Source organism: Aliivibrio finisterrensis (assembly GCF_008933155.1).
Lineage (GTDB): Bacteria > Pseudomonadota > Gammaproteobacteria > Enterobacterales > Vibrionaceae > Aliivibrio > Aliivibrio finisterrensis.
Genome location: NZ_WBVP01000003.1, coordinates 262311 through 288078, shown reverse-complemented (window position 1 = coordinate 288078; position 25768 = coordinate 262311). Strand labels below are relative to the sequence as shown.

At 41.3% G+C, this 25768-nt stretch carries 23 protein-coding genes and 1 pseudogene; 11 read left to right on the top strand and 13 right to left on the bottom strand.

The features are described 5' to 3' along the window. Positions 1 to 6: 6 nt before the first annotated feature. The 6 genes and pseudogenes from F8B77_RS04490 to F8B77_RS04465 form a co-directional block, all read left to right on the top strand. Positions 7 to 483, top strand: a complete 477-nt coding sequence (locus F8B77_RS04490) for a DUF4381 domain-containing protein (RefSeq protein WP_135385537.1) — start codon at positions 7 to 9, stop codon at positions 481 to 483. Continuing rightward, positions 477 to 1463 carry a VWA domain-containing protein gene (locus F8B77_RS04485; protein ID WP_244298198.1) on the top strand — a complete coding sequence of 329 codons (987 nt, stop codon included), beginning with the start codon at positions 477 to 479 and terminating at the stop codon, positions 1461 to 1463. Before F8B77_RS04490 ends, F8B77_RS04485 begins: the two co-directional genes overlap by 7 nt. Then, positions 1464 to 3050: a vWA domain-containing protein gene (locus tag F8B77_RS04480; protein ID WP_151654085.1), complete on the top strand. Its 1587-nt coding sequence runs from the start codon at positions 1464 to 1466 to the stop codon at positions 3048 to 3050. Beyond that, on the top strand, positions 3047 to 4363 hold the full coding sequence (locus tag F8B77_RS04475; protein WP_151654083.1) for a BatD family protein: 1317 nt from the start codon (positions 3047 to 3049) through the stop codon (positions 4361 to 4363). The genes F8B77_RS04480 and F8B77_RS04475 overlap by 4 nt, the downstream gene beginning before the upstream one ends. A 100-nt stretch (positions 4364 to 4463) precedes the next feature. Further along, on the top strand, positions 4464 to 4841 hold the full coding sequence (locus tag F8B77_RS04470) for a hypothetical protein (RefSeq protein ID WP_151654081.1): 378 nt from the start codon (positions 4464 to 4466) through the stop codon (positions 4839 to 4841). A gap of 114 nt (positions 4842 to 4955) precedes the next feature. Continuing rightward, a pseudogene (locus F8B77_RS04465) lies at positions 4956 to 5486 on the top strand (alkaline phosphatase family protein); the annotation flags it as partial. Here the strand turns inward: F8B77_RS04465 and F8B77_RS18090 are convergent. From F8B77_RS18090 to F8B77_RS04445, 5 genes are all read right to left on the bottom strand, one after another. Further along, the gene (locus tag F8B77_RS18090) at positions 5473 to 5682 is read right to left on the bottom strand and encodes a Mu transposase C-terminal domain-containing protein (RefSeq protein ID WP_425277984.1); all 210 of its coding nucleotides are present in this window, start codon (positions 5680 to 5682) and stop codon (positions 5473 to 5475) included. The pseudogene F8B77_RS04465 and the gene F8B77_RS18090 overlap by 14 nt on opposite strands. Before the next feature lie 13 nt (positions 5683 to 5695). Continuing rightward, positions 5696 to 5956 (bottom strand): hypothetical protein, encoded by a 261-nt coding sequence (locus tag F8B77_RS17495; protein ID WP_167512759.1) that lies wholly within the window; start codon positions 5954 to 5956, stop codon positions 5696 to 5698. Between the two features lie 47 nt (positions 5957 to 6003). Then, entirely contained in the window at positions 6004 to 6564 is a 561-nt protein-coding gene (locus F8B77_RS04455) for a hypothetical protein (protein WP_167512758.1), read from the bottom strand. 2 nt (positions 6565 to 6566) lie between these two features. Continuing rightward, positions 6567 to 7187, bottom strand: coding sequence for a TnsA endonuclease N-terminal domain-containing protein (locus F8B77_RS04450; protein ID WP_102285906.1), 621 nt, complete (start codon positions 7185 to 7187; stop codon positions 6567 to 6569). 143 nt (positions 7188 to 7330) lie between these two features. Further along, a complete protein-coding gene (locus tag F8B77_RS04445) occupies positions 7331 to 8374 on the bottom strand; it encodes a GMP reductase (RefSeq protein ID WP_151654079.1) in 1044 nt (347 codons plus the stop codon). A 461-nt stretch (positions 8375 to 8835) separates the two neighbouring features. On the opposite strand from F8B77_RS04445, the gene F8B77_RS04440 reads away from it, so the two are divergent. Beyond that, the gene (locus tag F8B77_RS04440) at positions 8836 to 10140 is read left to right on the top strand and encodes an inosine/guanosine kinase (RefSeq protein ID WP_130048821.1); all 1305 of its coding nucleotides are present in this window, start codon (positions 8836 to 8838) and stop codon (positions 10138 to 10140) included. An 84-nt stretch (positions 10141 to 10224) separates the two neighbouring features. On the opposite strand, the gene F8B77_RS04435 is transcribed toward F8B77_RS04440, so the two are convergent. Then, positions 10225 to 10503 carry a peptidylprolyl isomerase gene (locus tag F8B77_RS04435; protein ID WP_045103769.1) on the bottom strand — a complete coding sequence of 93 codons (279 nt, stop codon included), beginning with the start codon at positions 10501 to 10503 and terminating at the stop codon, positions 10225 to 10227. A 143-nt stretch (positions 10504 to 10646) separates the two neighbouring features. On the opposite strand from F8B77_RS04435, the gene F8B77_RS04430 reads away from it, so the two are divergent. Continuing rightward, on the top strand, positions 10647 to 11546 hold the full coding sequence (locus tag F8B77_RS04430) for a chemotaxis protein (protein WP_151654077.1): 900 nt from the start codon (positions 10647 to 10649) through the stop codon (positions 11544 to 11546). A 120-nt stretch (positions 11547 to 11666) separates the two neighbouring features. Here F8B77_RS04430 and F8B77_RS04425 read toward each other — a convergent pair whose 3' ends face one another. From F8B77_RS04425 to F8B77_RS04415, 3 genes are all read right to left on the bottom strand, one after another. Next, the gene (locus F8B77_RS04425; RefSeq protein WP_130043743.1) at positions 11667 to 12350 is read right to left on the bottom strand and encodes a MaoC family dehydratase; all 684 of its coding nucleotides are present in this window, start codon (positions 12348 to 12350) and stop codon (positions 11667 to 11669) included. Positions 12351 to 12675: 325 nt separating this feature from the next. Continuing rightward, positions 12676 to 13794 carry a glycine cleavage system aminomethyltransferase GcvT gene (gene gcvT / locus F8B77_RS04420; protein WP_151654075.1) on the bottom strand — a complete coding sequence of 373 codons (1119 nt, stop codon included), beginning with the start codon at positions 13792 to 13794 and terminating at the stop codon, positions 12676 to 12678. A gap of 98 nt (positions 13795 to 13892) precedes the next feature. Further along, positions 13893 to 14501, bottom strand: a complete 609-nt coding sequence (locus F8B77_RS04415) for a helix-turn-helix domain-containing protein (RefSeq protein ID WP_151654138.1) — start codon at positions 14499 to 14501, stop codon at positions 13893 to 13895. A 329-nt stretch (positions 14502 to 14830) separates the two neighbouring features. Between F8B77_RS04415 and gcvH the strand changes: the two genes are divergently transcribed. The 3 genes from gcvH (at position 14831) to F8B77_RS04400 (ending at position 20499) form a co-directional block, all read left to right on the top strand. Continuing rightward, a complete protein-coding gene (gcvH, locus tag F8B77_RS04410; RefSeq protein WP_151654072.1) occupies positions 14831 to 15211 on the top strand; it encodes a glycine cleavage system protein GcvH in 381 nt (126 codons plus the stop codon). Positions 15212 to 15234: 23 nt separating this feature from the next. Then, complete coding sequence (gene gcvP, locus F8B77_RS04405; RefSeq protein WP_151654070.1) at positions 15235 to 18102, top strand: aminomethyl-transferring glycine dehydrogenase; 2868 nt, start codon at positions 15235 to 15237, stop codon at positions 18100 to 18102. 312 nt (positions 18103 to 18414) lie between these two features. Next, a complete protein-coding gene (locus tag F8B77_RS04400; RefSeq protein WP_425277981.1) occupies positions 18415 to 20499 on the top strand; it encodes an EAL domain-containing protein in 2085 nt (694 codons plus the stop codon). Positions 20500 to 20529: 30 nt separating this feature from the next. Here F8B77_RS04400 and F8B77_RS04395 read toward each other — a convergent pair whose 3' ends face one another. The 4 genes from F8B77_RS04395 to F8B77_RS04380 all read right to left on the bottom strand — a co-directional run bounded on the left by F8B77_RS04395 (position 20530) and on the right by F8B77_RS04380 (position 25609). Further along, positions 20530 to 21402, bottom strand: coding sequence for a DMT family transporter (locus tag F8B77_RS04395; RefSeq protein WP_151654067.1), 873 nt, complete (start codon positions 21400 to 21402; stop codon positions 20530 to 20532). Positions 21403 to 21690: 288 nt separating this feature from the next. Continuing rightward, positions 21691 to 22536 carry a DmsC/YnfH family molybdoenzyme membrane anchor subunit gene (locus F8B77_RS04390; RefSeq protein ID WP_151654065.1) on the bottom strand — a complete coding sequence of 282 codons (846 nt, stop codon included), beginning with the start codon at positions 22534 to 22536 and terminating at the stop codon, positions 21691 to 21693. Position 22537: 1 nt separating this feature from the next. Beyond that, positions 22538 to 23155: a DMSO/selenate family reductase complex B subunit gene (locus F8B77_RS04385; RefSeq protein ID WP_130043729.1), complete on the bottom strand. Its 618-nt coding sequence runs from the start codon at positions 23153 to 23155 to the stop codon at positions 22538 to 22540. A gap of 9 nt (positions 23156 to 23164) precedes the next feature. Then, positions 23165 to 25609 carry a DmsA/YnfE/YnfF family dimethyl sulfoxide reductase gene (locus F8B77_RS04380; protein ID WP_130086371.1) on the bottom strand — a complete coding sequence of 815 codons (2445 nt, stop codon included), beginning with the start codon at positions 25607 to 25609 and terminating at the stop codon, positions 23165 to 23167. Positions 25610 to 25768: the final 159 nt, after the last annotated feature.

Below are 25768 nucleotides of genomic sequence, written 5' to 3'. Positions count from 1 at the left end.
CATTTTATGGGTAATGTTACACAAGGCCAAATTGTCGAGTTTGGTAGTCATCTAGTAAAGCGAGCGGAATGGATTTCTCCGCCTCAAGCTATTTCGTGGTATCCACAAACGATCACGTGGCTGTTCATTGGGCTCACAAGCATCGTTGTGGTATTCGGCTATATTGCTCATCGTTATCACCAATATCTTAAGCGTACCTACTTACGCGAAGCTTGGGCGTTGTTTCAGAAATACGAACACGAACAGAACATTGCCGCTATTGCGCAGTTAATGAAGCAGCTAGCACATCAACACTGGCCTAAGTCCGATATCGGTACAATGACCAACCAGGAGTTTGCTCAATTCATATGTCAAAGCAGTGCTACCAAACTACATTCAGTGCAGATCTCTCAATTAATGGAAAGCAGCTATCGCGCATCACCCACTCTTACAGATCTCGAGCGACAAGCGATCAGACGTTGGTTTAAGGAGGTGACATGTTAACTCTCACTTACCCTCTATTCAGTCTGCTGATTTTGCTACCTTTAGTGATTTTTCTGAGTCCCATACACTTCACTCGTCAGACCGCACTGCGTTTTAGTCACTTCGATAAGTTAGTTAAAGTCACAGGTTCTAAACCAACTTCTGGCGCTGTGGTGATGTCACCTATTTGGTGGCAACGTCTTCTTATTGTGGTGACCTACCTTAGTTTGGTTATCGCTGCAACAAAACCAGTTTGGCTAGGTGAGCCCGTTTCAATAGAAAAAAGTGGTCGTGAAATGATGGTGGCGGTGGATCTGTCTGGCTCAATGGAAGCTCGTGACTTTGTCGATCCAGATGGCATCAATGTTCGCCGTATTGATGGTGTAAAACTTCTGCTCGACGATTTTCTAGTTCAACGTGAAGGCGATCGAATCGGCCTTATCGCTTTTGGTGATGATGCGTATTTACAAGCACCATTTACTGACGATTTCTCTATTATCACACAGTTGCTCAATGAAATGGATGTTCGAATGGCTGGATCTGGCACTGCCCTCGGTGATGCGATTGGTGTGGCCGTTAATCACTTCGAACATTCAGACAGTGCCAATAAAGTTCTAATCCTCATGACGGATGGCCGCGATACCACCAGCAACTACCCTCCAATTGACGCTGCCCATTTTGCGGGTGAAAACGACATTACTATCTACCCCATTGCCATCGGTGATGCAACCAACGTGGGTGAAGATGGTATAGATCTCGATATGTTAGATCGTATTGCCAATTATACCGGTGGGCAGGTATTTGAAGCACTCAATGGGCAAGATTTAGTAGACGTGTATAAAGCACTTAACGAGCTTGAAGAAACGCTTTTTGATAGCTACACCATTCGACCAAAAGTAGAACTCTATTACTGGCCACTTATTGTTAGTTTATCGCTCAGCCTATTGGCGTTAGTTATTGCTGCGCTGCGCGGGCAAAGTAATACGAATAAGGAGATATAAATGGCTGAATTTCATTTCATTCGACCATGGTTACTTTTATTAGCCATTCCTTTAGGCATTTTGGTCTATGCGCTCAAGCGAAAAGCAGACAACAACAAACAGCTTCCTATCGCTTCTCACCTGTTGCCATTTCTGAATACGGGAGAAAGCCAAACACGTTGGTTTTCTCCTCAGAACTTGCTACCACTTTTCCTAGGTCTGTTGATTATGATTGTGGCTGGCCCAACTTGGCAGCCTGAACCCGATGCGCATGCAAAAAACCAATCACCAATTCTATTTGTGGTGGATTTGTCACGATCAATGAGTGAGTCCGACATCGCGCCAAGTCGCCTTGAAAATGCCAAACTCAAGTTATCAGACCTATTAGAGTACAAATCTGATGGGATTATTGGTGCATATGTCTATGCTGGCAGCGCTCATATGCTTATTCCACCGACAGAAGACCGCGAAGTGCTTGAGCTGTATCTGTCTTCTTTATCAACAAACCTCGTTCCTAGACAAGGGAAAAACCTGCCTGCTGTCTTGGATCAAATTGCCCAGCAACATACAGAGAGTCGGATTCCCGCAAGCATTGTCGTTGTAACAGACAGTCTCGATAACAGTGCTGTACAAGCCATAGAGAATTATGAGCGTACCTACAGTGATCAAATGATCATTTGGAAGTTTGGTTACAACGAGACTGTCGATTCTCCTTCGGGTGTCCGCCTCATTCAAAATACGCCAGACAACAGCGATGTACAAAGCATTACCCATTGGATCGACAGTTTCAGTTATTTCGACCCACTGGATGAAGATATACAGTGGCAAGAAGCCGGGTTCTTTCTTGTTTTCCCTGCACTGCTGTTGAGTTTACTTTGGTTTCGTCGAGGTTGGAGTATCCGTTGGGCTCCTAGCGTATTGGTCGGCGTTGTTGCACTCAGTGCCTTTCAACCAAGCCCCGCTTTAGCAAAGGCATCAACGGATCTCGCTACCTGTGATTCATTGTCGATGAGGCTCTTCCTCACTCCAGATCAACAAGGGCAATGGTTTTATAATCAAGGCAATTATGCATGCGCGGCGCAAGCCTTTATCGATCCTGATTGGAAAATTGAATCCCTCATGCGCAATCAGCAGTGGGAATGGGCACTCACTATGCTCAACAATCAGCCAGACTCGATCGAAAAACGCTTCAAGGTGGCTCTGAGCTACTTGCATATTGACCGCTTTCGTTCATCAGAGCGTTGGTTCGAACAAGTGCTGGAATTAGAACCACAGCACCCGCAAGCTTTGCACAACCTAGCTCTACTTCAAGAGATTTTCGACCTCATGGCTGATCGTGCGCAAGGCCAAGGCACTGCAGGAGAAGACATGACTGCCGATGTTATTTCCACCCTAGAAGAAGATATGGGAATTGAAGAACCTGAAGACAAAATTGAAGTCATCAATAGTGCAGATTTAATGGCAGAAGAGCATTTAACCAAAATTTGGCTGGAGCAAGTTAAATCCAACCCTGAAGTGTTCCTTCGCAATAAGTTCTCCATCCAACTTCAGCAAATGGCCGAACCAGAGCTGCACAGCGAACACTCTTCACAGGAGGTGAAACAATGAGCACGTTATTTCGCAATACACGCCTAATCAGTCATGTAGGTACCGCCATTGCATTTAGCATGGTACTCATGGCAAGTTTAAATGCGAAAGCATCAATCACTACAGATGATCCTCTCTCTGTTACCCCCTCACAGCAACTAAGCACCGTGAACACACAGTATCATGCCCGCTGGGCGCTGGGTAACGAGACCTTAACAGAGAGGCGACGCCACACCGTTTTCCTTGAGCTTTTGAGTGACACAGCGATTACTGACGTTATCAACGTTGACGATATTTCAGCCAAAGATCTCTTTTTTGAGCAAACCACCACATTTTGGCAATACACCAGACCTATAGAAAATGGCAAACGTGTTGAACAAGCGGCATTAAAGTTAGAGCTATTTCCAGCCAAACCTGGAGAATTCACTTTACCAAGTATCAACATCACCCTTGGCCGTGGTGACAACAAAATATATATTCCGACACAGCCCTTAAAGATAACGGTTAACGCACTTCCTGAGGCGGCAAAGGGTAAGATTGCCTCTCCGAAGGTCACAGTAAACCAAACTGTCAGTGACGCAGAAATCACCGAAGGTGGCGCGGTAACCCGTTCGGTCTCGCTCAATGTGACTGATCTACCGGGGCGGTATATTTCAGAGCTGCCGTTTCTCAATCAGATTGAAGGTGTAGAAATTCGCACCGGCAACAGCCAAACGACAACCCAATCATTCCGCGCGGATTTGACGGGAACCCGCAACACTGATATTCACTATCGTTTTGTTCACAAAGGGCAATACACCCTGCCCGAACTGTCTTTCCAGTGGTGGAACACAACAACAAATACACCAGAAGACATAACGCTGCCAGCCATTACGGTGATGGTTAGCTCGGCACCTCCTTTACCTTTAGATCAGCGCATTGAGCTCTGGACTTCAAATATAAAGCAGTGGCTGGAAGCACAACGCCAAAATCTCATTTTAGGCTTGTTACTTGTGATTGGCTTATGGCGTTTACGTTTTAAGTTTTTTCACTTGTGGAAAGCGTTAAAAGTGAAGATTCAAATTGCCATTCACTCTTCTGCAGTACAACGTCTAACAACTATTTTTTGGGTTGCTATTGGTACAAAAAAACGCTCTCGCCAAACACTCTATCACTGGCTAGACCATCGTGGTATTCATGACCTAAACCATTACCCAACACTGAAAAACGGCATCCACACCAATAAACAAGGTCACTGGTATTTAAAACGCAGCATGGTTGTATGGGTATTAATCAAGGAAGTAAAACAAGAATGGCTAGCAAAATACCGATTAAAGCCGATCAACCCTAAGTAAATTCGCAAAACTAGGACTAGGGAAAGTCCTAGTTAATCTCTTTGGGAAACCCATGTAATGTTTCAGTTACTTACACGGTCAACCACTGAGGGTTGTTAATATGAAATTTAACAAAATCCTATTTTTGCTTGCTGCATTAACCTGCACGAATGCACTTGCAAAAGATACCGCTACGTCTGAAACAGAAGAAAAGCGGCCAAACAAGCCATTCGTTATTACTGGGGATGAGATTCAACCACTCTCGGATACTCATTGGCGAGTGAAAGTCTCGTACGCTGAAGCCGTCAAAGTTCGTTGCGTCGCATTTGATGAAAGCGAACAAGCCGTCGCAATCGATTCTATCGCTGTGATTCCGCCTTTTTCTGTGTCTGATATGTATATACGAGAAGACGATGGCAAGATCGAGGAAGTAAAATGTTGGATCACCAGTACCCGCTCGGAGGATCTAGCCAAAGACTACATTCGTCATGATACTTAGAATGCACCAAAGCTGTTAGTGATTGGACACGATTACAGCATGCAGTGATGAATCTGAACGTAGAGAAAAAAGCTCGTTTTGGAGCGTAACCATATCGAAAACTGGATTAACAATATGAAGAACCTTGCCGTTAGTACCCTTGCACTCAGCATGTTATTTTCTTCAGGTGCTGTCATCGCAAACGAAACCCAGCCAAAACTCATTCTGCAGCTTACCGTTGACGCGCTGCGTGGTGACTTACCCAATTGATTTAAAAACAATTTTGGTGAAGGTGGTTTTAGGCTACTCTTAGATGAGGGAGTTCACTATACGAATGTACATTACCAACATGCGAACACAGAAACGATTGTAGGACACGCAGCCCTTGCTACAGGTGTACCTCCCGCAGTAAACGGCATGATTGGTAATGTATGGTACGACCGAACTCAAGAACGTGTGGTGTACAATATCGAGGATACTAACTACAACTTATTGGCAAGCGATGCTGATATCGATCAATCAACAGAGATCGATTCTACCCAACGTGCAGCACAAGGCGATGGTCGGTCACCGTTAAATATCCACACATCTACAATTGGAGACGAAATGGTTAAAGCCTATCATGGTAAGTCTCGCGCCTTTTCTATCTCATTTAAAGACAGAGGGGTGACCACTCAGAAACAGAATAGGCGTAATCAGCATCAATTGCGTCTACAGCAAAAAACTCTTCTTTCGTTTCATCAAGTACATAAACCCTACCAAGACAACTAGGATCATACTTGATTCTCACACGTACACTTTTCATGTCTTTACACGTTTTGTGCCCAAAATATCTTGCTAGACGAACACTAGAGTAGCGTATTGTTGTGCCTAACCTAACCCCATTTCTTATCGAGAACTACCTCGCGGTTTTTTCCTAGGTTAAACTTCAATTCATCTCTAGACCCTTTGAAAGGACGTGGAGGAATTGAAGAATTAACAGCATCGATCCAACTTAGATTTGGGATATTGTTTTCTAGCCCGTTTTTTTCATCAATAATAAATAAATCAAGCCTAGTATGGTCTGCTTCTACACGTTCCAATACTCGTGTTGTTGCTGGCCTTTTCCCCACTTTTCTGAAAGTAGAATCAGCCACACTTTTTCCCTTTCTAAGTAGTATTTTTTCGTACTCAGAGTGCTTCCTTAGTCTCTTCCTAAATGCCTGTATTGAGAACGGTTCAAATTGAGTCCCATTGATTTCATTATGCCGATCAATTTCAACCTCAAGTCAAGAGTTACGTATGCCGATGTTGCTGTCGGGCATTCTTCAGAGAAGTAATCTCTTATTGCACCTTGAATTAAAGGTTCAAGTTCATCGGGAGTATTTCTTTTTGTATTGCCAGCAGAGACTTTCGGAATTAGGGAGTTAAGCTGAAAATTTGATTTTTTAAAACCTCTCCAGTACCTATAAATGCTGATTGCTGATGGTGTACTTGAACCAAATTTATCTATTAAAGCAGTAAGTGACTCATCTATTTGCTTTTTGGAAAAATCGGTACCATATTGATCTATAAGGAATTCTAGAATGTTATATCTATGTATGGCCTCATTTCTTCGGTCTTCATCAACAGAAAAGACATCCTTAAACGTCAGATCAACATCTTTCCATAAGGGGAGTGATAGCGTTTCCTTTGGTTTCGATTCTTTATCGAAGTTAGTACTTGGAAATAGCTCGCCAAATCGCTTAGAACCTTCACTTGGCATGCCTAAGAGCTCCAAATAGGGCTTTGCCAACCAATAGGCTGGTGCATATCAATACTTAACAACTGTCTGGCAATCAAATCATAAAGTGAGGGTAATAACTGAGAAGAATGAACTGAAGAATATTGAACAACCTGCTCTATCCTGAGCTCTCCATATTTCTTAAATAGATTCAATATATTTCTCTGAATGGAGTTAAGACGCTCATCGCAAGCATAACGATGAATGATCCTTAAATTATCGAGCAATGGGTATATTTGAATATCATCATCTGTCAATACGTGCAGGTCTTTACCGCCGCCCAATGCTTGTTCTTTCTGAGCTCTAAACTTTTCTTTAAACTCATCTTTTTCTGCAATGTGCTTGGGCTTTATCTCATAAAATGATTGGTATGAATCTTTGTATGTGACTAAAAAATCGGGCGTATACCTATGCAGCTTACCTTCGATAAAATATTCAAAACCGATAGGCTGCGCTTCGAAAGTTATAATCTGTGGCGAAAATTCGAAGTGGAAACATGCGTCAAACTCCAAGTCGGATTCGACTGTATGGATAGAGTTCGTTTTGAGGCTGACAAAGCGTGAGATGTTTTTTACTGACGAGTTTCTAAGAATCCGTTTTTTCATAATAAACAACCATACCTGTAGTAAACTTCCTCAAGTGTTGTACACTTTATAAGCAACTTCAAGGTATGGTTGTTTTTATTTCAGCGTATAGTTTCGTAAAATCAACGTATGGTTTTTTTTACAATTTCCGAAGTATTGAGTTATCACTCTTTACCAAATACGTTGTTCTCTTGCTCTTGTACTCGAATGAAAGTAGTACGCTTAGTTAGCTCTTTAAGCTGCGCCGCGCCTACGTATGTACAAGTTGAACGTACACCGCCAAGGATGTCAGAAATCGTATTATGAACTGAACCACGGTATGGTAATAGTACGGTTTTTCCTTCAGCTGCACGGTACTTAGCAACACCACCTGAGTGCTTGTCCATCGCGCTTTGTGAAGACATTCCGTAGAATTTCATGAACTGCTTACCGTCTTGCTCGATAACTTCACCGCCTGACTCTTCGTGACCAGCTAGCATACCACCAAGCATTACGAAATCAGCACCGCCACCGAACGCTTTAGAAACGTCACCAGCACATGAACAACCGCCATCACCAATGATACGACCACCAAGGCCGTGCGCTGCGTCAGCACATTCAATGATTGCAGAAAGTTGTGGGTAACCCACACCAGTTTTAACACGAGTAGTACATACAGAGCCTGGGCCAATACCTACTTTAACGATGTCAGCACCAGCTAGGATAAGCTCTTCAACCATATCACCAGTAACAACGTTACCAGCAGAGATCACTTTGTCTGGGAATTCAGCACGTACTTTTTCTACGTATTGAACTAAATGCTCAGAGTAACCGTTTGCGATATCAACACAAATAAAGATCAAGTCATCTGTTAATGCCATGATGTCTTTTGTCTTTTGGAAATCCGCTTCAGAAGTACCAGTAGAAACCATTGCGTTTTTAAGAACAGATGCATCGTTCTCTTTAACAAAGCCAGCCCAGTCTTCAACTGTGTAGTGCTTATGAATCGCAGTCATTACACCGTGCTCAGAAAGTGCTTTTGCCATAGCAAAACTACCAACAGAATCCATATTAGCTGCAATTACAGGTGTACCAGACCATTGACGACCGCTGTGCTTAAATGTAAACTCGCGGGTTAATTCGACTTGAGAGCGACTTTTCAGTGTTGAACGCTTAGGACGAAACAGTACATCTTTGAAGCCTAACTTTAATTCTTGTTCGATACGCATGATAAATTCCTCGTATTATCGATAATGGCTCTACTATCTCTTGTTGCCTTTGGCAGAAGGCAGTTAACAAACCAAGATGGCAGGCACAAAAAAACCGGGGCGCTGGCAGGCGCTCCGGTTTTCAGTATTATAGGGCCGGAAACTAATTCTGCAAGTCTGATAATTCACTTTTTTTTGTGATATTATTGATAAATCTGCAAACAAAACATAACCTCCAAAATAATCTAACCAAATTTACACCATAATTAGCACATAAAACCAAGTTATGCCATTTTATCTATATTTTATACGGAGTGTCATTCTAGGGGATTTTCTTACTTTTCCTTCTAAAGTAAACGTTTGCTATTTCACCCCAAAAATAAAGTGACCTAGCCCGCAATTATTTAATCGATTGATGAATGTTAATGAAAAAACTTGTGATATAATCTCGGAAAATTCACTTATTAACTGATCTTTAATTCATGAAGTTTCCTGGCCAACGTAAGTCTAAACACTATTTTCCTGTTCACACTCGCGATCCATTAGTGAATCAAATCAAACAAACCCCTAAACTAGAACGCACCCACCTTATCGGTGTAGGTCAAACCATCGTCGATATTGAAGCAAAAGTTGATGATGATTTCTTAGCCCGTCACCAGTTAAGTAAAGGTCATTCACTGGTTCTTGAAGAGTCAAAAGCAGAAGCTTTATATAAAGAACTGTTTGAAAGAAACTTGATCAGTCATGAGTATCCTGGCGATACCATTGGTAACACCCTCCATAACTACTCAGTATTAGCAGACAGCAAGTCTATTCTGCTTGGCGTTATGAGTGAAAACATCAAAATCGGCTCTTACGCTTATCGTTACTTATGTAATACAACAAGCCGTATGGACTTAGATCACCTACAACCAGTTCAAGGCCCTATTGGTCGTTGTTACACCTTGATTTCTGAAGATGGCGAGCGTACGTTTGCGATTAATGAAGGTGACATGAACCAACTATGTCCTGCTCACGTTCCTGAGCATATTTTTGAAAAAGCCTCTGCATTAGTGATTTCTTCTTACCTTGTTCGTGGTAAAGAAGGCGATCCAATGATGGATGCGGTTCAAAAAGCGATTGATTGTGCAAAATCTCATAACGTCCCTGTTGTTCTTACTTTAGGCACTAAGTACGTTATTGAAGGCAAAGCAGAGTGGTGGCAAGCTTTCTTAAAAGAAAATGTAACGGTTGTTGCAATGAATGAAGAAGAAGCAGAAGCCCTTACTGGTGAGAAAGATCCCCTACTAGCCGCAGATAAAGCGTTAGAGTGGGTTGATTTAGTGCTTTGTACTGCTGGTCCAGTTGGTTTATACATGGCAGGCTTTACAGAAGAAAGCATTAAACGCGAAACTGATAAGCCACTTCTTCCTGGTAACATTCCTGAATTCAACCGTTTTGAATACAGTCGCCCAATGATGAAAGCACAATGTACTAAGCCAATTAAAGTATCTTCTCACATTGCCCCTTACATGGGTGGTCCAATGGAGATTAAAAATACTAATGGCGCTGGCGATGCTGCATTATCTGCTCTTCTTCATGATATGGCGGCTAACTACTACCATAAAGAGAATGTGCCAAATTCAAGCAAGCACGATGCAGAATATTTAACTTACTCTTCTTTCTCTCAAATTTGCAAGTACTCAAACCGTGCAAGCTACGAAGTCTTAACTCAACACTCACCACGTTTATCTAAATCAATGCCTGAACGTGAAGATTGTTTAGAAGAAGCATACTGGGAGCGTTAAGCTAAAACCTTACTGTTCCTTCATAAAAAATCCGACGCAAACGTCGGATTTTTTGTCTCTGTAATACAACTTTTAACTGGCTATTTATGTACGGTAAAGAACCTTTACTACATGCCAACCAAATTTAGTTTTTACTAGGTGCGGGACAAGAGTTTCACCACTAAAGCACACTTTATCAAACTGCGGTACCATTTGGCCTTTCTTAAATTCACCTAAATCGCCGCCTTTTTTACCAGAAGGACAGCTAGAGTATTTTTTCGCTAATACGTGAAATTTTGCGCCTTTTTTAAGCTGTTGGATAATGTCTTCTGCTTGTTCTTTATGTTTAACAAGAATGTGTAGCGCAGCTGCAGTGCTAGCCATGAATACCTCAAAATGATTCTGGATAAATTAAACTTAATTATATCGTTTATTGATCATCAATTGATAGTCTCACCTTTAAAAACCGTCTCAAAAAACCTACAATTAGATTCATAAAAATAATCATTTTCAGAAGGCTATCACTTATGAAAAGCAAAGCGAACCAATCACAAGGTATGCTGCTATTTAAACTCACACTAACTCAACGTTTTGCCATCGGCACGCTGAAGGTCCGTGAGATCGTACCTTTTCAAGCATTGACTTCCATTCCCTACTCTCATCACCACGTATTAGGGACAGCAACCATTCGTGATATGGCAATTCCAATTATTGATATGTCTGCAGCTGTTGGCTTTAGAGCGCTTCACCAAGACGAATTAAAAGATTGCTATATTATCATCACCGACTGTATGCGCACTGTAGTTGGCTTTGCAGTAAGAGCAATAGATAAAATTATTGAGTGTGACTGGAAGGCAATTGAAGCCTCACCAAAAACAGCGGGCTCTAATGTCTTTGTTACTGGGATCACCCGCGTTGAAGATAATATTGTTCAACTGCTTGATGTTGAGCTTCTATTATCAAAAATCTATCCAGAAGATGCCTCTAACTTGTACCCTATATTATCTGATGTAGAAAGAGAGAAATTAAAACCTCTTAACATTCTATTAGTTGATGATTCGTTTGTAGCGCGTAAACAACTTTCAACGGCTTTAGACAGTATTAATATCCCTTATCAAGTCGCTACAAACGGATTAGAGGCCTATGAAATGCTAAAACAAGCCTCAGATGCAGGTCGCCCATATAATATTGTGGTCAGTGATATTGAGATGCCCGGTTTAGACGGCTATGAATTGGCATTTGAAATTCAGAACGATACAAGATTGAAAGATGCGTATGTGATCCTTCATACCTCACTCTCAAGTGAGATCTGTGTTGAGCAAGCACACCAAGTTGGTGCTCATGAAGCGTTAACGAAATTTGAAGCTACGGAATTAGTTCAAGCCATGCTACGCGGTGCAAATCATAACAATCGACAAGTTGCTTAATTATACCAATGCCAGTAGTGAACAAGAATTACAGATACAAAAAAACGCGTTACCTCAGCTAGGTTAACGCGTTTTTATTTTCTACTATAAGCTATCTTTAAAATAAGCTAATCGACAAACTTAAAAGTATAAACGTATTACAGAAACCGCAACACAACCTGGGCGGCGACATTTTTCGATTTCAACTTTAACTTCTGTTTCAATTTCTAAGCCACGCTTAATCGGTGTTACCGACATTAATGTGCTTCTTGCGCGAATTCGCTTACCTGCTTTTACAGGATATGGAAAACGTACCTTGTTTAAACCGTAGTTTACGGTCATTTTAGCCGTAGGGAACAGTAAATTATCACTGCCTACGTTATCCGTCAGTTTTGACAACATAGACAAAGTTAAAAATCCATGTGCAATCGGTGTTTTAAATGGTGATTCTGCTGATGCTCTTTCTGGATCGGTATGGATCCATTGCATATCTTCTGTCACTGCACCAAAACTATTAATGCGTTCTTGATCCATCATTGACCAATCGCCAATATGGATTTCTTCGCCCAAACGAGCGGTTAACTCTTCAAATACAGCTTGAGTATCTAAGTTCATTTCAATTGGCTCAGGTTGAACAGCTGCGCTTTGCTGCTCATTAACAGCGCGCTTATGCTCTTTAACCCACGAAATAATGTGAATATTGTTAGCTTTATTTAAAAATTCAATCCAGTAATCTTTAATGGTTGGTGACATCCAATCTTTTAATTCAAAGGGATGTTTGGCCAGATATTCACGCTTATGCTTTAGAAAATCGACAACCTTCATAGAGAGACCTTATTTGATATCTAATCGTAAAAACAATGCTTAAGTTCAATGTTTATAATTGTGTTACAGGTCACAATTTTTTGCAAACACTTTCCGAGCATACAAGCGTTCGCCGAATTGTGATTAATTAATTTAATTCAAATAGATAACTAAATATGCACAGTGTGCAATTAATTTCAAAAATCAGACATATCTTTTACTTTCATAACGAGGAATCTTTACTTGCACTTTTTTTACAACCAAAAAAAAGAGCATAGTTATATGCTCTTTTTGATCTATTCATTCATTTCGATTAGCGTGATTATGAGTCTCTAGCTCTAATAAACTAACCTCTATAATAGCGTTGCGGTACAAACGGCATTTTTTCTACGGTCATTGCGAGTTTTTTACCACGAACCTCAGCGAATACTTCTGTACCAATAATGGCTAGATCTACTCTTACATACCCCATAGAAACTGGCTTTCCTGCTGTTGGACCTGCGGTACCTGAGGTCACAATACCAATCTCATTATCAGCTGCATCAAATAACTTGCAGCCTTCACGCACTGGCGCTTTGCTTTGCCCCACTAAACCAACACGTTTACGATTCACATCTTTCGTTTCGATTTGCTTTAAGATGATATCCGCTCCTGGGAACCCTCCAGCACGCTCGCCGTCTGAACGACGATTTTTGCTGATACCCCATAGCAAGCTTGCTTCTACTGGCGTCGTTGTTGTATCTAAATCATGACCGTATAGACATAATCCACATTCAAGACGCAGTGAATCACGGGCACCAAGTCCGATCCACTCGACTTCTTCAAAAGAGGTCAATGCGTCTGCAAGCTCTGCCGCTTTATCATTTGGCACGGAGATTTCGTAACCATCTTCACCTGTATACCCAGATCGACTGATGTAGCACTCAATGCCATTGATCTCAATAACAGCCGTATCCATAAACAACATAGAAGCCACTGACGGTTGAAGTCGTGATAACACATCAGCCGCTTGAGGGCCTTGTAGTGCCAATAAAGAACGATCTTCAATTACTTCAAGCTCAACACCTTCAGGAAGGTTCGCGTGCAGATGCGCAATATCTTGTTCTTTGCTCGCGGCATTCACAACAACAAACAAGTGATCGCCAAAATTAGCCACCATCAAATCATCCATAATACCGCCTGCATCATTAGTAAAAAATGCATAACGTTGCTTCTGAGAAGGAAGGTCAATAATATCAACAGGCACTAAGGCTTCTAACGCTGCAGCTGCACCGTCACCTTTTAAGCGAAGCTGCCCCATATGTGATACATCAAACAGACCAACGGCATCACGAGTATGAAGATGTTCTTTTTTTACGCCTAATGGATACTGGACAGGCATTTCATATCCTGCAAAAGGAACCATTTTTGCGCCAGCAGCGACGTGTATATCAAAAAGTGCCGTTTTATTTAGTTGTTCTGACATTCTTCTTTCTCCATTTGTCTGATATTGGCTAAGTGTGTCGGTTATTCTTGGGATCTAGGTTTCTAATAAATAGTGGATTATGATTCATCAATTGCAGGTTACTTAGCGGTAACCCAGAGGATATGAGCGTCTTCCTCACTGATCGATACCAATATGTGTCCCATACTGGCATCGTAATAAACACTGTCCCCTACCGCTAAATTGACTGGCTCGTAAAATTCGCTGTAAAAACAAACCTCACCTTCTAGAACCAATAAAAATTCTTCTCCGTCATGGCGGACCCATTCGGCATAAGCATCAAAGTCTCTTGCACGAATACGACTTTTAAATGGCATCATCCTTTTATTGGATAATTGTGTTGCCAATAATTCATGCTCATAGGTCGCCGTTGGGTGAGGCTTACCTTGCTGCGAAAGCGTAATATCTCGACGCCCTACTGCCCCTTTTTGTTTCGGCGGCTCAAATATTTGAGGAATATCGATATCCAAGCCGCTCGCCAATTTTTGCAGGGCTTGAAATGTCGGTGAAATCTGTTCGTTTTCAATTTTTGATAACGTAGAGCGAGCAAGTCCAGTTCGCTTACTCGCCTCTTCTAATGTTAATCCAAGTTGAATTCGGATGTCTTTTAATCGCTTACCAAGATCAAGCGGTGCAATCGATTGCTCTTCGTTATTTTTCTCAATTTTAACGACTTTTGCTTCTGCCATAACATGTTGAGGATTACTCAAGCGGCGCTCCTTGCTCATTAAGTATTCAATCTACCTTTGTAATACTCATCTTATCAAGAGAAAATTGCGAGATAAAAAGCAACAAGAATGCTGAAAAAGTGCGCTAGGTAGCAAAATGGGAAACAAAGTTTCTTATTGGAAACTTGACGGTTGAATGTTGCATTTCACACTTGTATGTTTACCAGATGTAATCTAATGGTCGTTATTAATACAGATAACACTTTATTGAGTTCCACTTAATACTAATTTTTCTACCTGCATTGGGCTAAAAACCATTTGCTAAAGACAATTCACACTGGAGAAGTATCATGGAAAAAGATCTTAAATTTACAGCAAGCCACGAATGGGTACGTGATAATGGTGATGGTACAGTAACCGTTGGTATCTCAAACCACGCTCAAGAACTACTTGGCGATGTTGTATTTGTTGACCTACCTGATGTAGATGACGAAGTAACGGCAGAAGAAAACTTCTCTTTAGTTGAATCTGTAAAAGCAGCGTCTGATATCTATGCACCTGTTTCTGGTGTGATTGTTGAAATCAATGAAGAGCTAGAAGACAGTCCAGAGCTTGTTAATGAAGAACCGTATGAAGGTGGTTGGATTGCTAAAATTAAACTGTCTGATGAAGGTCAATTAGAAAGCCTAATTCCGGGCGATCAATACCTTGAAAGCATTGAAGAAGAATAAAAATAATTTAAAGGATTAAGATCATGAGTCAGCTCCTTCAACAATTAGGTACGGATAACGAGTTTATTCGCCGCCACAATGGTCCCGCTTCTTCACAGCATCAACATATGCTCAATACGGTTGGCGCTGAAACACTAGAAAAATTAATTGAAGAAACTGTACCAAGCTCAATTCGTTTACCTCAGCCAATGCAATTACCTCACGGCCTTTCTGAAAATGCCATGCTTGCTGAGTTAAAACAGATCGCTCAACAAAACACGCTCAATACAAGCTACATCGGCCAAGGCTATTACAATACACACACCCCAAATGTGATTTTGCGTAATGTATTAGAAAATCCAGGTTGGTATACCGCGTATACGCCTTACCAACCTGAGATCTCTCAAGGTCGTTTAGAAGCGCTACTAAATTATCAACAAATGGTGATGGATTTAACTGGCCTTGATATTGCCAACGCCTCTTTACTTGATGAAGCAACGGCGGCTGCAGAAGCAATGACGCTGTGTAAACGCGGTGGAAAGAGCAAAAGTAATACCTTCTTTGTGGCAGACAATGTTCACCCACAAACATTAGCGGTAATTAAAACGCGTGCCGAATTTATCGGCTTTGACGTTGCTGTTGATGCTGATTCAAACTTAGATTCACATGATGTGTTTGGTGCCCTACTTCAATACCCAGGAACAACGGGGGAAGTAAGAGATTTATCAACACTGATTGAACAAGCTCAAGCGAAAAAAACCTTAGTTGTTGTAGCCACTGACCTTCTTGCTTCAGTGGTTCTTAAACCTGTTGGTGAAATGGGTGCAGATATTGCGATTGGTAGTTCGCAGCGATTTGGTGTCCCAATGGGATACGGTGGCCCACACGCAGCATTCATGGCTACGCGCGAAAAGCTAAAACGCTCAATGCCAGGCCGAATTATTGGTGTATCGGTTGATTTAAAAGGCAACCAAGCACTGCGTATGGCAATGCAAACACGTGAGCAACACATTCGTCGTGAGAAAGCGACATCAAACATTTGTACTGCACAAGCACTGCTTGCAAACATGGCTTCTTTCTACGCGGTATATCACGGACCAGAAGGCTTAAAAACCATTGCTCGTCGTGTACACCACTTCACGGCTATCGTTGCAAAAGCATTGCAATCAGCAGGGTTTGAGCTAGCGCATCAAAGCTTCTTTGATACGTTAACGGTTAAAACTGAGCAACAAACAGACATTCTTTACACTAAAGCATTAGCGGCAAGCATCAATTTACGTAAATTTGATACTCAGCTTGGTATTAGCTTTGATGAAACCACCACGGTTTCTGATTTAGTTGCACTACTAACAGTATTTGGTGTTGATAATGCAGAGTGTGATACGCTTTCAAGTGAAGTCGGTGCAGATGAGTTTGCTGCTATCCCTGAAGCGTGTCGTCGTACTTCTTCATTTTTAACCCACCCAGTGTTCAACACGCACCACAGCGAAACACAAATGCTGCGTTACTTGAAAAAACTGGAAAACAAAGACTTCTCATTAACTCACGGTATGATCCCACTGGGATCTTGTACGATGAAGTTAAACGCTGTGGCTGAAATGCTTCCGGTAACATGGCCTGAATTTGGTGGTATCCACCCATTCGCCCCATTAAACCAAGCCGCAGGCTACACAACGTTAGCAACATCACTAAAATCAATGCTATGTGAAGTTACAGGCTACGATGAATTTTCTCTACAGCCAAACTCTGGTGCTTCTGGTGAATACGCAGGTCTAATTGCCATTCAGCGTTATCATCAAAGCCGTGATGAAGCTCATCGAAATGTTTGCTTAATCCCAAGCTCTGCACACGGAACTAACCCAGCAACAGCTTCAATGGTATCTATGAAAGTGGTTGTGGTGAAATGTGATGACAACGGCAACATCGACATGATCGATTTAGCTGAAAAAATCGCAAAACATCAAGAAAATCTATCTAGCATCATGATCACTTACCCTTCTACACATGGTGTATACGAAGAGCAAGTACGCGAAGTATGCGACATGGTTCATGAAGCAGGCGGTCAAGTGTACCTTGATGGTGCCAACATGAATGCGCAGGTTGGTTTAACAAGCCCTGGTTTTATTGGTTCTGATGTATCTCACCTAAACTTGCATAAAACCTTCTGTATTCCACACGGTGGCGGTGGTCCGGGTATGGGGCCTATTGGTGTTAAATCTCACCTAGCACCTTTCCTACCGGGTCACTCTGAAAACGGCGTTCAAGGAACGGATTATGCTGTTTCTGCTGCGGATCTAGGCAGTGCCTCTATTCTTCCTATCTCATGGGCGTACATTGCTATGATGGGTGAAGTCGGCCTAACTGAAGCAACTAAAGTGGCGATCTTAAATGCCAACTACGTAATGGAGCGTCTACGTCCGCACTACCCTGTTCTGTACCGTGGTACCAATGGTCGCATTGCTCATGAATGTATTATTGATATCCGTCCGCTTAAAGACGCTACAGGTATCAGTGAAGAAGACATTGCAAAACGTTTGATGGACTTTGGTTTCCATGCGCCAACCATGTCGTTCCCAGTGGCGGGTACGTTAATGATTGAGCCAACCGAATCTGAAGACTTAGCAGAGCTTGATCGCTTCTGTGAGGCAATGATTGCGATTCGTGAAGAGATGAATAAAGTTCAACAAGGCGAATGGCCACTAGACAATAACCCACTTGTCAATGCACCGCATACTCAAGTGGATCTAATGTCTAATGAGTGGGATCACCCATACACTCGTGAAGTGGCGTGTTTTCCATCAACTCAAGCAAAAGCCTCTAAATACTGGCCAACAGTTAACCGTGTAGATAACGTATTTGGTGATCGAAACTTGATTTGTTCTTGTCCAAGTATTGATAATTATGCAGAATAATATTCTGCCGTTATAAGCAAAACCAGTACAAATAAATGGCGGGCCACTTGGTTCGCCTTTTTTTATACCTAAAAAATTTATTAATCAAATGGTTAGAATGAAAAATATATTAAAAAATTTATTAATAAAAATGACTAAGAGCACAAACAAAAGCTAGTAACCTGATAATCTCTGTGTAAGAATTTGCCGCTTTTAAAAAGCACATATAATTAAAATTAAGCGTTTCTCTCTTTTATTGGCTACTGATGGCATAGCATGACTCACCGACTAAATTCGAGCTTGTAAAACCATCACCTATGGGAATAGTTTCATTTGAAAACAAACCTGAACTCAAAACTGTTTAGTTCCGCATTCTTAGCGTTTATCAGATCATCACATCAAAAATTTAAAGCTAGCCACTTAGCTTCTCATTCTTATATTTATGATCTTTCTGCTATTGCACTATTATTACTTCCCTTAACACTCTCTAATGCAATCGCCGTACTTTTGAGCCACACTTTTAATCAACTCGACTATGCTGCCGCTTCAAATTTATTTTTTCATTTGTCTAACCTATTGATCAATATTTATCCGCTCTCATTTTGTGTTATTGCAGGGTATTATTTATCTCATAAGACAACCTTTAGTAGCGCATCATTTATTATTTATTCCGTTACTCTTTTTTATCTACTCTCAATAGAAAGTGGTAGCTTATCGGCGTCTTTTAACTTTCCGAATAATCCATTACTGGCATTACTAAGCGCCTCGATTACCTATTTATATTGCTATCGTTTCAATTTACAGCAGCTTGAACCACAATCTCTCGATTTTTCATCCCGTTTATTCAAGCATGTTTTCCATTTCTTTCTCTTTATTAGTTCAGCCTTATTTTTGTCTAAAATAATCGCTAAATTAGTCACTTATTTTACTGCATTGATTAGCAGTATGAATGCGGATCCTTTAACTTTCTCTGGCGGGATCGTATATCAAACGATACTCGGACTACTGGGGGCAATTGGTATTAATGGTCATAATATGCTGTTTACGATTAAACAGACTATTTATGCCGATACACAACAAAACATGGCGGACTGGGCTGCAGGTGAAGCTTCCCTTAATATTATTAACCAGGGCTTTTACGATGCTTTTTTATCGATGGGAGGATCAGGTAATACGATAAGCTTACTGTTCTGTATTTTGCTATTTTCTAAAGAGAAAAACCATATCATGCTTGCCCTCGCCGCCTTGCCTTTGGTTATGTTCAATATCAACGAAGTTCTCTTATTCGGCTTACCTATTATCTTTAATCCATTACTCATTGTGCCATTTGTCGCTCTGCCTATCCTCAGTTTTTTTATAACTTACTTAGCCATATTTTCAGGTATTGTCTCACCGGTTACCAATATCGTTGACTGGATGACTCCTCCATTATTTAGTGGCTATATTGCTATGGGAGATAATATTGAAGGCACCCTACTACAGCTTGTCATTATTATTACTGGTATATTTGTTTACCGCCCATTCTACCTTGCGTTTGCGGGTAAATATGCGCTGCATAATAAATCTTCGATTACAAATGCCTCAGTAGAGAAATCAATATTTCAGCACTTATTAACCAATGTAAGAACGTCTGCAGCAAGCAGCTTAGTGCACTCATCTGCTCAAAAACGTTTATCTCAAATGCTTCATAAAGATGGCTTTGTAATGTACTACCAGTTATTACAACCGATTGTGAAAAAAGACGCCATTTCATTTGAAGCCTTATTACGCTATCAAGACAGTGCTGGAAAACTCTGTCCTCCAACCTTTATTAGTGATTTTCAACTGCTAAAAATGATGCCTACACTAGACAAGTTAGTTATTGATAAAGTCTTGGCAGATATGCAAAAAATGCCCCTTTCTCAAAATCAACGTATTGCCATCAATATTTCTGTTGCTTCAATAGAAGAAGAGGGATTTGCAGAGCATTTGATCAGCAGATTAGAGTACTTTTCTATCCCGCCACAATGGTTAGAAGTTGAAATTACCGAAGAAGCTATTTTAAATAACAGTGATAATCTACTGAGTACCTTAGAAATTTTAAGATCGTACGGAATAAAGATTGCTATGGATGACTTTGGAACGGGTTACGCCTCGTTTCCTCATCTATTAAAATACCCATTTGATAAGATCAAATTAGATCGCTCTTTATTACTAGACGCAACTACGCCAAAAGGAAAGCAGCTTTATCAATTAATTACCAAGATGGGACATATTGCTGAGTGTGACGTTGTTGCTGAAGGCATTGAAACAGAAGAAGAGTTTAAGTTTGTTGCCGACTGTGGGGTTGATAAAATCCAGGGCTTCCTTATCTCAAGACCTATGCCCCTATCAGATGTTCAGAAATTATTAAAACTACAAGACCGAATTCAGTCATAGAGCTGATAAAGGGGATAAGGAAAGTCCCCTTTACCACATCACCAACACTGCCGCGATAGCAATTAAAAGTAACGCCAGCATATCTTTACGCTTAATCCCCTCTTTTAACCAAAAGAAAGAAATCAACATAGTAAAGAATACTTCCACTTGGCCTAGTGTTTTAACTAGAGGAACGGTTTGCAGTGACATAGCGCTAAACCAGCCAAGGGAGCCAATAAAGCTTGCTATGCTAGTCATTACCACCAATTTAGGTTTAGTAAACATCGTTAGTAATGTCTTACGATCTTTAGCTAACATGTAACCCACAAGTAATATTGTTTGTAAACAAATCACCAGCAACAACACCCAAGCTGCACGATGTGGAAACGGCAAGTCGATGGTAAGGCTCGCCTCACGTACCCAGAGTGATGTAAGGGCAAAAGAAGTACTGCACGCAAGCCCAATTAATGCGGTTTTTAGAGAAATACTTTTAATACCATTTGGACAACTCAACATAAAGACCGCAATGGCTCCAACAGCTACGCCAGCCCAGCCTAATAGTGATAATGAGGTACCAAAGAAAAGAACGCCTAAAAACGCAGCAACAGGCGCTTCACTTTTTGCAAGACCAGCACCAATCGCAAAGTTTTTCTGTTTAAACAACACCACCATTAGCCCCGTCGCGACTATTTGCATGATGGATGCACCAATAATGTAGAGATAAGAATAAGCAGTAAACGTCGGAATAGAGACAGGATCATAATAATACAGAGCAAACAAATAGAGCACCGCTAACGGACCTGCCCACAAGAAACGTGACAAGGTAACGCCAGTCACGTTCATTTCTTTGCTTAATCGACTTTGAAACGCATTGCGCCATGATTGGCTAAATGCTGCCAATAACGTAAATAATATCCAGCTCACAATAATCCTTTATAAACCATCCTTGTGACTACATAGTACCTTAGCTTTCGTTAATGTTCTTATGTTTCAAGTATTGATTATTTATTGCTGCCTATTACCCACTCTCAAGCACATTAAACCCAACTTATTTTATCAATAATCTAGTATAACGCGTCAAATATTTAGTGTTATTGCGATCGTTTCTGACACCTGAAATTATAAAAAAAGCCTGATACTAACCATTGAGTATCAGGCTTAAATCGTTACTGAATAACAGTATTTTATTATTCAGAATTCGTGGTTATTACATCACACACCTGCGGTCATGTGCATTCCATAAAACACGCCGCGTCCCATTAATTCTGATAACAAAATTAATACGAAGGCAATGCTCATTGGTCCCGCCGTTATCGCTTTATTACGAATAACAGGTGCAATCCATAATAGGAGGCCTAATGATAAAAGCACTAAACGTGTCGTTTGAATAGACGCATACTCAGGGACAACAGCCAATGCTGATGTTGCGCTTGTTTGCACTTCACCAAGATGTACAGACAGTAGCATTACGCTAATAACCACAGCAAATAAACCAACAAGCCCCATGACTGACAATGCTTTGTCTGTGCATGCTTTATTGTTATTCGATAGCGCAAGCAGTGTGTGCGCTAAAGCAAAACCACTGACGATCATTGTTAAAATAAAGGCCGCAGGAGTTAAGCTTGTGTACCACGTTGGCACGGTATCAATCATGTAAACCATGATCATTGAGTACATAAAGACGACACCAATGATCATTGCGCCAATAAGTAAACCTTTACGCAGGGCTTGATTGCCTTTGTTTAATACAGACAGTAACCAAAATAATCCCCCCAATGCAAAGAATCCGCTGCCTGATGCTATTTCATTTGATAGCCATGAGCTACCCAGCATGTTAAGCGCGTTCATTGCTCGAAAAGGGCTGCCTAAGTGCATCACAGAGGCAAGAAAACCCAATCCCATGATAGCCCAAAGTCCAAACATGGCTTTATGAAGACGATCTTCAGCGTCCGAAGACAGTTGCTTTGTTAACAATAATGTTGCTAGCACTAAAAATGCACCAACAGAGGTTTGCGCTAAAACTGTAAATACAATTAGCGGCCATTCATGCCATGCCATATTACACTTCCTTTGGGTTTGCCAAGTAGCCTGTGGTATCTCCACAAGGACGAGCATGGCGGTTTGGTTTGATGATAATGTTAGGTTGAGTCAGTGATGCCTTTGGTAATGGGGCAACTTCAGAAACTTCACCATATTTTTCACGCAACTCGTCCATTGGACCAAATTCAAGAGCTCGTAATGGGCAAGAGTCAACACAGATTGGTTGTAGGCCTTCAGCCACTCGCTCATAACAGCCATCACACTTGGTCATGTGGCCTTTTTCTGCGTTGTATTGTGGTGCGCCGTAAGGACACGCCATACCACAATACTGACAGCCGATGCATTTTTCAGTATCAACAACAACAAAGCCATCTTCTTCACGCTTATGCATTGCCCCACTTGGGCACACTTTAGTACACGCAGGTTTTGTACAATGATTACACGCCATTGATACGTAATAAGAAAATACATCTTGGCGCCATGTGCCGTTATCTTCTACCCAGTTGCCACCGGCGTATTCATATACTCGACGAAAGTTAACACCAACATCTAAGTCTTTGTTGTCTTTACAAGAAAGCTGACAAGTTTTACAACCAGTACACTTGCTCGAATCAATATAAAATCCGTATTGTTTCATGTTTTACCTTTATGCCTTCTTTACCGGTTGTACTTCAACTAAGTTAGTATGCTGAGGGTTACCCTTAGCCAGTGGACTTGGACGTTGTGAGGTTAATACGTTGATACAACCGCCTTTATCTACTTTATGTTTATCTGGTGCGTACCATGCACCTTCACCCAATGCGACAACACCTGGTAAAATACGCGGGGTCACTTTGGCTGGGATGTGCATTTCACCACGTTCGTTGAAAATACGGATTAAATCACCGTTTTTAATATCTCGAGATTGTGCATCAATTGGGTTAATCCACATTTCTTGACGAGCCGCTTCTTTAATAATATCCACGTTTCCATAAGTGGAGTGGCAACGTGCTTTATAGTGGAACCCTGTTAGTTGAAGTGGGTATTGCTCACGTTTTTTCGAATCCCAACCATCAAATGTTGATACATAAATTGGTAATGGGTGAATCACTTCATCTTCTTGCAGTTCCCATGTCGCAGCTAAGTGCGCTAAACGCTCAGAATAAATTTCAATTTTCCCTGATGGCGTTGTCAGCGGGTTTTTCTCTGGGTTTTCACGGAAATCTTTATATGCGACAAAGTGATCATTTGGATCACGACGCTTGTAGATACCCATTTTACGCATGGTTTCAAAATCTGGCAGCGTTGGATCTTGCTCACGAGTTAAGGCGTATAAGTGACGCAGCCAACCTTCTTGATCTCGACCTTCTGTAAACTGCTCACCAACGCCCATACGTGCTGAGATCTCAGAACAAATCTCATAAATGCCTTTGGCTTCAAACTGTGGCTCAATCGCTTTATCTGCAAAAATAAAGTAAGGCATATTTGCAGCCTTAGTGTCCATACAGAAATCAGCCTGCTCTGAAGTTGTTAGATCTGGCAGTACGATATCGGCGTATTTCGCAGAAGACGTCATGTGGTTATCTATAACGACAATAAGCTCACATGCACTGTCATCTTGCAGAACTTCATGTGTTTTATTGATGTCTGAGTGTTGGTTTATTAGACAGTTACCTGCGTAGTTCCAGATCATTTTGATTGGTGAACGCAGTTTTTCTACGCCTCGAACACCATCACGAAGATCCGTCATTTCTGTGCCGCGTACAATCGCATCTGTCCATAAAAACATTGGAATAGATGCCGCTATCGGGTTAGACAATGTTGGGAAGCGCACAAAAGGGATGTTGTAATCTGATTCACGAGCGCCTGTACCACCACCATTAATACCAACATTTCCGGTAAGTAACGCTAGCATTGCAATAGCACGTGATGCGATTTCGCCATTAGCCGTACGCTGCAAACCCCAGCCCTGGAATACAGCACAAGGTTTAGTTGAGCCAATTTCACGCGCGGCTTTAATGATAATGTCCGTTGGAATGCCTGTTATCTGAGCTGCCCACTCTGGTGTTTTTTCAATGCCATCAGGGCCATCACCAAGAATGTACGATTTGTAATCACTTTTTGCTGGCGCAGAGGCTGGCAGTGTTTTCTCATCGTAGCCTACACAGTAGGTATCAAGAAACGGCTGATCAACTAAGTCTTCTTTGATCATGACATGGGCCATTGCTGCTATAAATGCCGCATCAGTACCTGGACGAATTGGGATCCATTGATCTTCTCGTCCTCCCGCTGTATCTGTGTAGCGAGGGTCAATCATGATCATTCTTGCATTAGAACGCGCTTTTGACTCCATTAAGTGATGGATCTGCCCACCACCTGACATACGAGTTTCTGCTGGGTTGTTACCAAATTGAACAATAAGCTTGGTATTTTCTAAATCTGAGAATGAGTTACCTGCACCCCAACCACCATAGGTGTAATTCAACCCTTCTTTGATTTGTGCGGTTGAGTAGTCGCCGTAGTGATTTAAATAACCGCCACTTAAATTCATCATTCGGGCAATAAGAGAACCCGCTGGTGGCCACGATTTGGTTACTGTGCCACCTAATGTCCCCGTGCCATAGTTTAAGTAAATCGCTTCATTACCATGTTCTTTAATGATTCGCTTCATGTTATTGGCAATTTCGTCATAAGCTTCTTCCCACGAAATACGCTTAAATTTGCCTTCTCCACGAGCCCCAACACGCTTCATTGGGTATTTTAATCGGTCAGGATTGTACACTCGGCGACGCATTGAACGACCACGCAAACATGCACGCACTTGATGATTTCCGTATTCATCATCACCGGTGTTGTCGGTTTCAACCCATTTTATTTCACCATCTACAACATGCATACGTAAAGGGCAACGGCTGCCACAGTTTACCGTACAAGCACTCCAGACAATTTTTTCATCTGTAGCTTGCTTTGTTGCTGCTGCAACAGGAGACGATTTAAAAGGTAATGTGATCGCGCTTGCTGTTGCTGCTAATCCGCCAACGGCACCAGATGATTTAATAAAATCACGCCTTGTTAGCCCTGTAGAAATCAAAGTTTTTAGTGTTTTTTTCATCAAAATAACTTCTATAAGATAGTAAAAAATAAGCACCTGCTTTTGTTGCACACTTTTTACCCCTTAAGTGATATACAAAACATTGCTTTTAATCAATTTTTTAGTCATTCCTCTGTTTTATTTCTCATTAATTAATAAAAAATACGAACTAAATGACAT

Coding starts and splice junctions, on each gene's coding strand:
- F8B77_RS04480 (WP_151654085.1), top strand. CDS start 1,464: ATGGCTGAATTTCATTTCATTCGACCATGGTTACTTTTATTAGCCATT.
- F8B77_RS04435 (WP_045103769.1), bottom strand. CDS start 10,503: ATGGCTAGCACTGCAGCTGCGCTACACATTCTTGTTAAACATAAAGAA.
- F8B77_RS04380 (WP_130086371.1), bottom strand. CDS start 25,609: ATGAAAAAAACACTAAAAACTTTGATTTCTACAGGGCTAACAAGGCGT.
- F8B77_RS04485 (WP_244298198.1), top strand. CDS start 477: ATGTTAACTCTCACTTACCCTCTATTCAGTCTGCTGATTTTGCTACCT.
- F8B77_RS04450 (WP_102285906.1), bottom strand. CDS start 7,187: ATGAAAAAACGGATTCTTAGAAACTCGTCAGTAAAAAACATCTCACGC.
- F8B77_RS04475 (WP_151654083.1), top strand. CDS start 3,047: ATGAGCACGTTATTTCGCAATACACGCCTAATCAGTCATGTAGGTACC.
- gcvT (WP_151654075.1), bottom strand. CDS start 13,794: ATGTCAGAACAACTAAATAAAACGGCACTTTTTGATATACACGTCGCT.
- F8B77_RS04455 (WP_167512758.1), bottom strand. CDS start 6,564: ATGCCAAGTGAAGGTTCTAAGCGATTTGGCGAGCTATTTCCAAGTACT.
- F8B77_RS04490 (WP_135385537.1), top strand. CDS start 7: ATGGGTAATGTTACACAAGGCCAAATTGTCGAGTTTGGTAGTCATCTA.
- gcvH (WP_151654072.1), top strand. CDS start 14,831: ATGGAAAAAGATCTTAAATTTACAGCAAGCCACGAATGGGTACGTGAT.
- F8B77_RS04440 (WP_130048821.1), top strand. CDS start 8,836: ATGAAGTTTCCTGGCCAACGTAAGTCTAAACACTATTTTCCTGTTCAC.
- gcvP (WP_151654070.1), top strand. CDS start 15,235: ATGAGTCAGCTCCTTCAACAATTAGGTACGGATAACGAGTTTATTCGC.
- F8B77_RS04385 (WP_130043729.1), bottom strand. CDS start 23,155: ATGAAACAATACGGATTTTATATTGATTCGAGCAAGTGTACTGGTTGT.
- F8B77_RS04415 (WP_151654138.1), bottom strand. CDS start 14,501: ATGGCAGAAGCAAAAGTCGTTAAAATTGAGAAAAATAACGAAGAGCAA.
- F8B77_RS04390 (WP_151654065.1), bottom strand. CDS start 22,536: ATGGCATGGCATGAATGGCCGCTAATTGTATTTACAGTTTTAGCGCAA.
- F8B77_RS04470 (WP_151654081.1), top strand. CDS start 4,464: ATGAAATTTAACAAAATCCTATTTTTGCTTGCTGCATTAACCTGCACG.
- F8B77_RS04445 (WP_151654079.1), bottom strand. CDS start 8,374: ATGCGTATCGAACAAGAATTAAAGTTAGGCTTCAAAGATGTACTGTTT.
- F8B77_RS04425 (WP_130043743.1), bottom strand. CDS start 12,350: ATGAAGGTTGTCGATTTTCTAAAGCATAAGCGTGAATATCTGGCCAAA.
- F8B77_RS04430 (WP_151654077.1), top strand. CDS start 10,647: ATGAAAAGCAAAGCGAACCAATCACAAGGTATGCTGCTATTTAAACTC.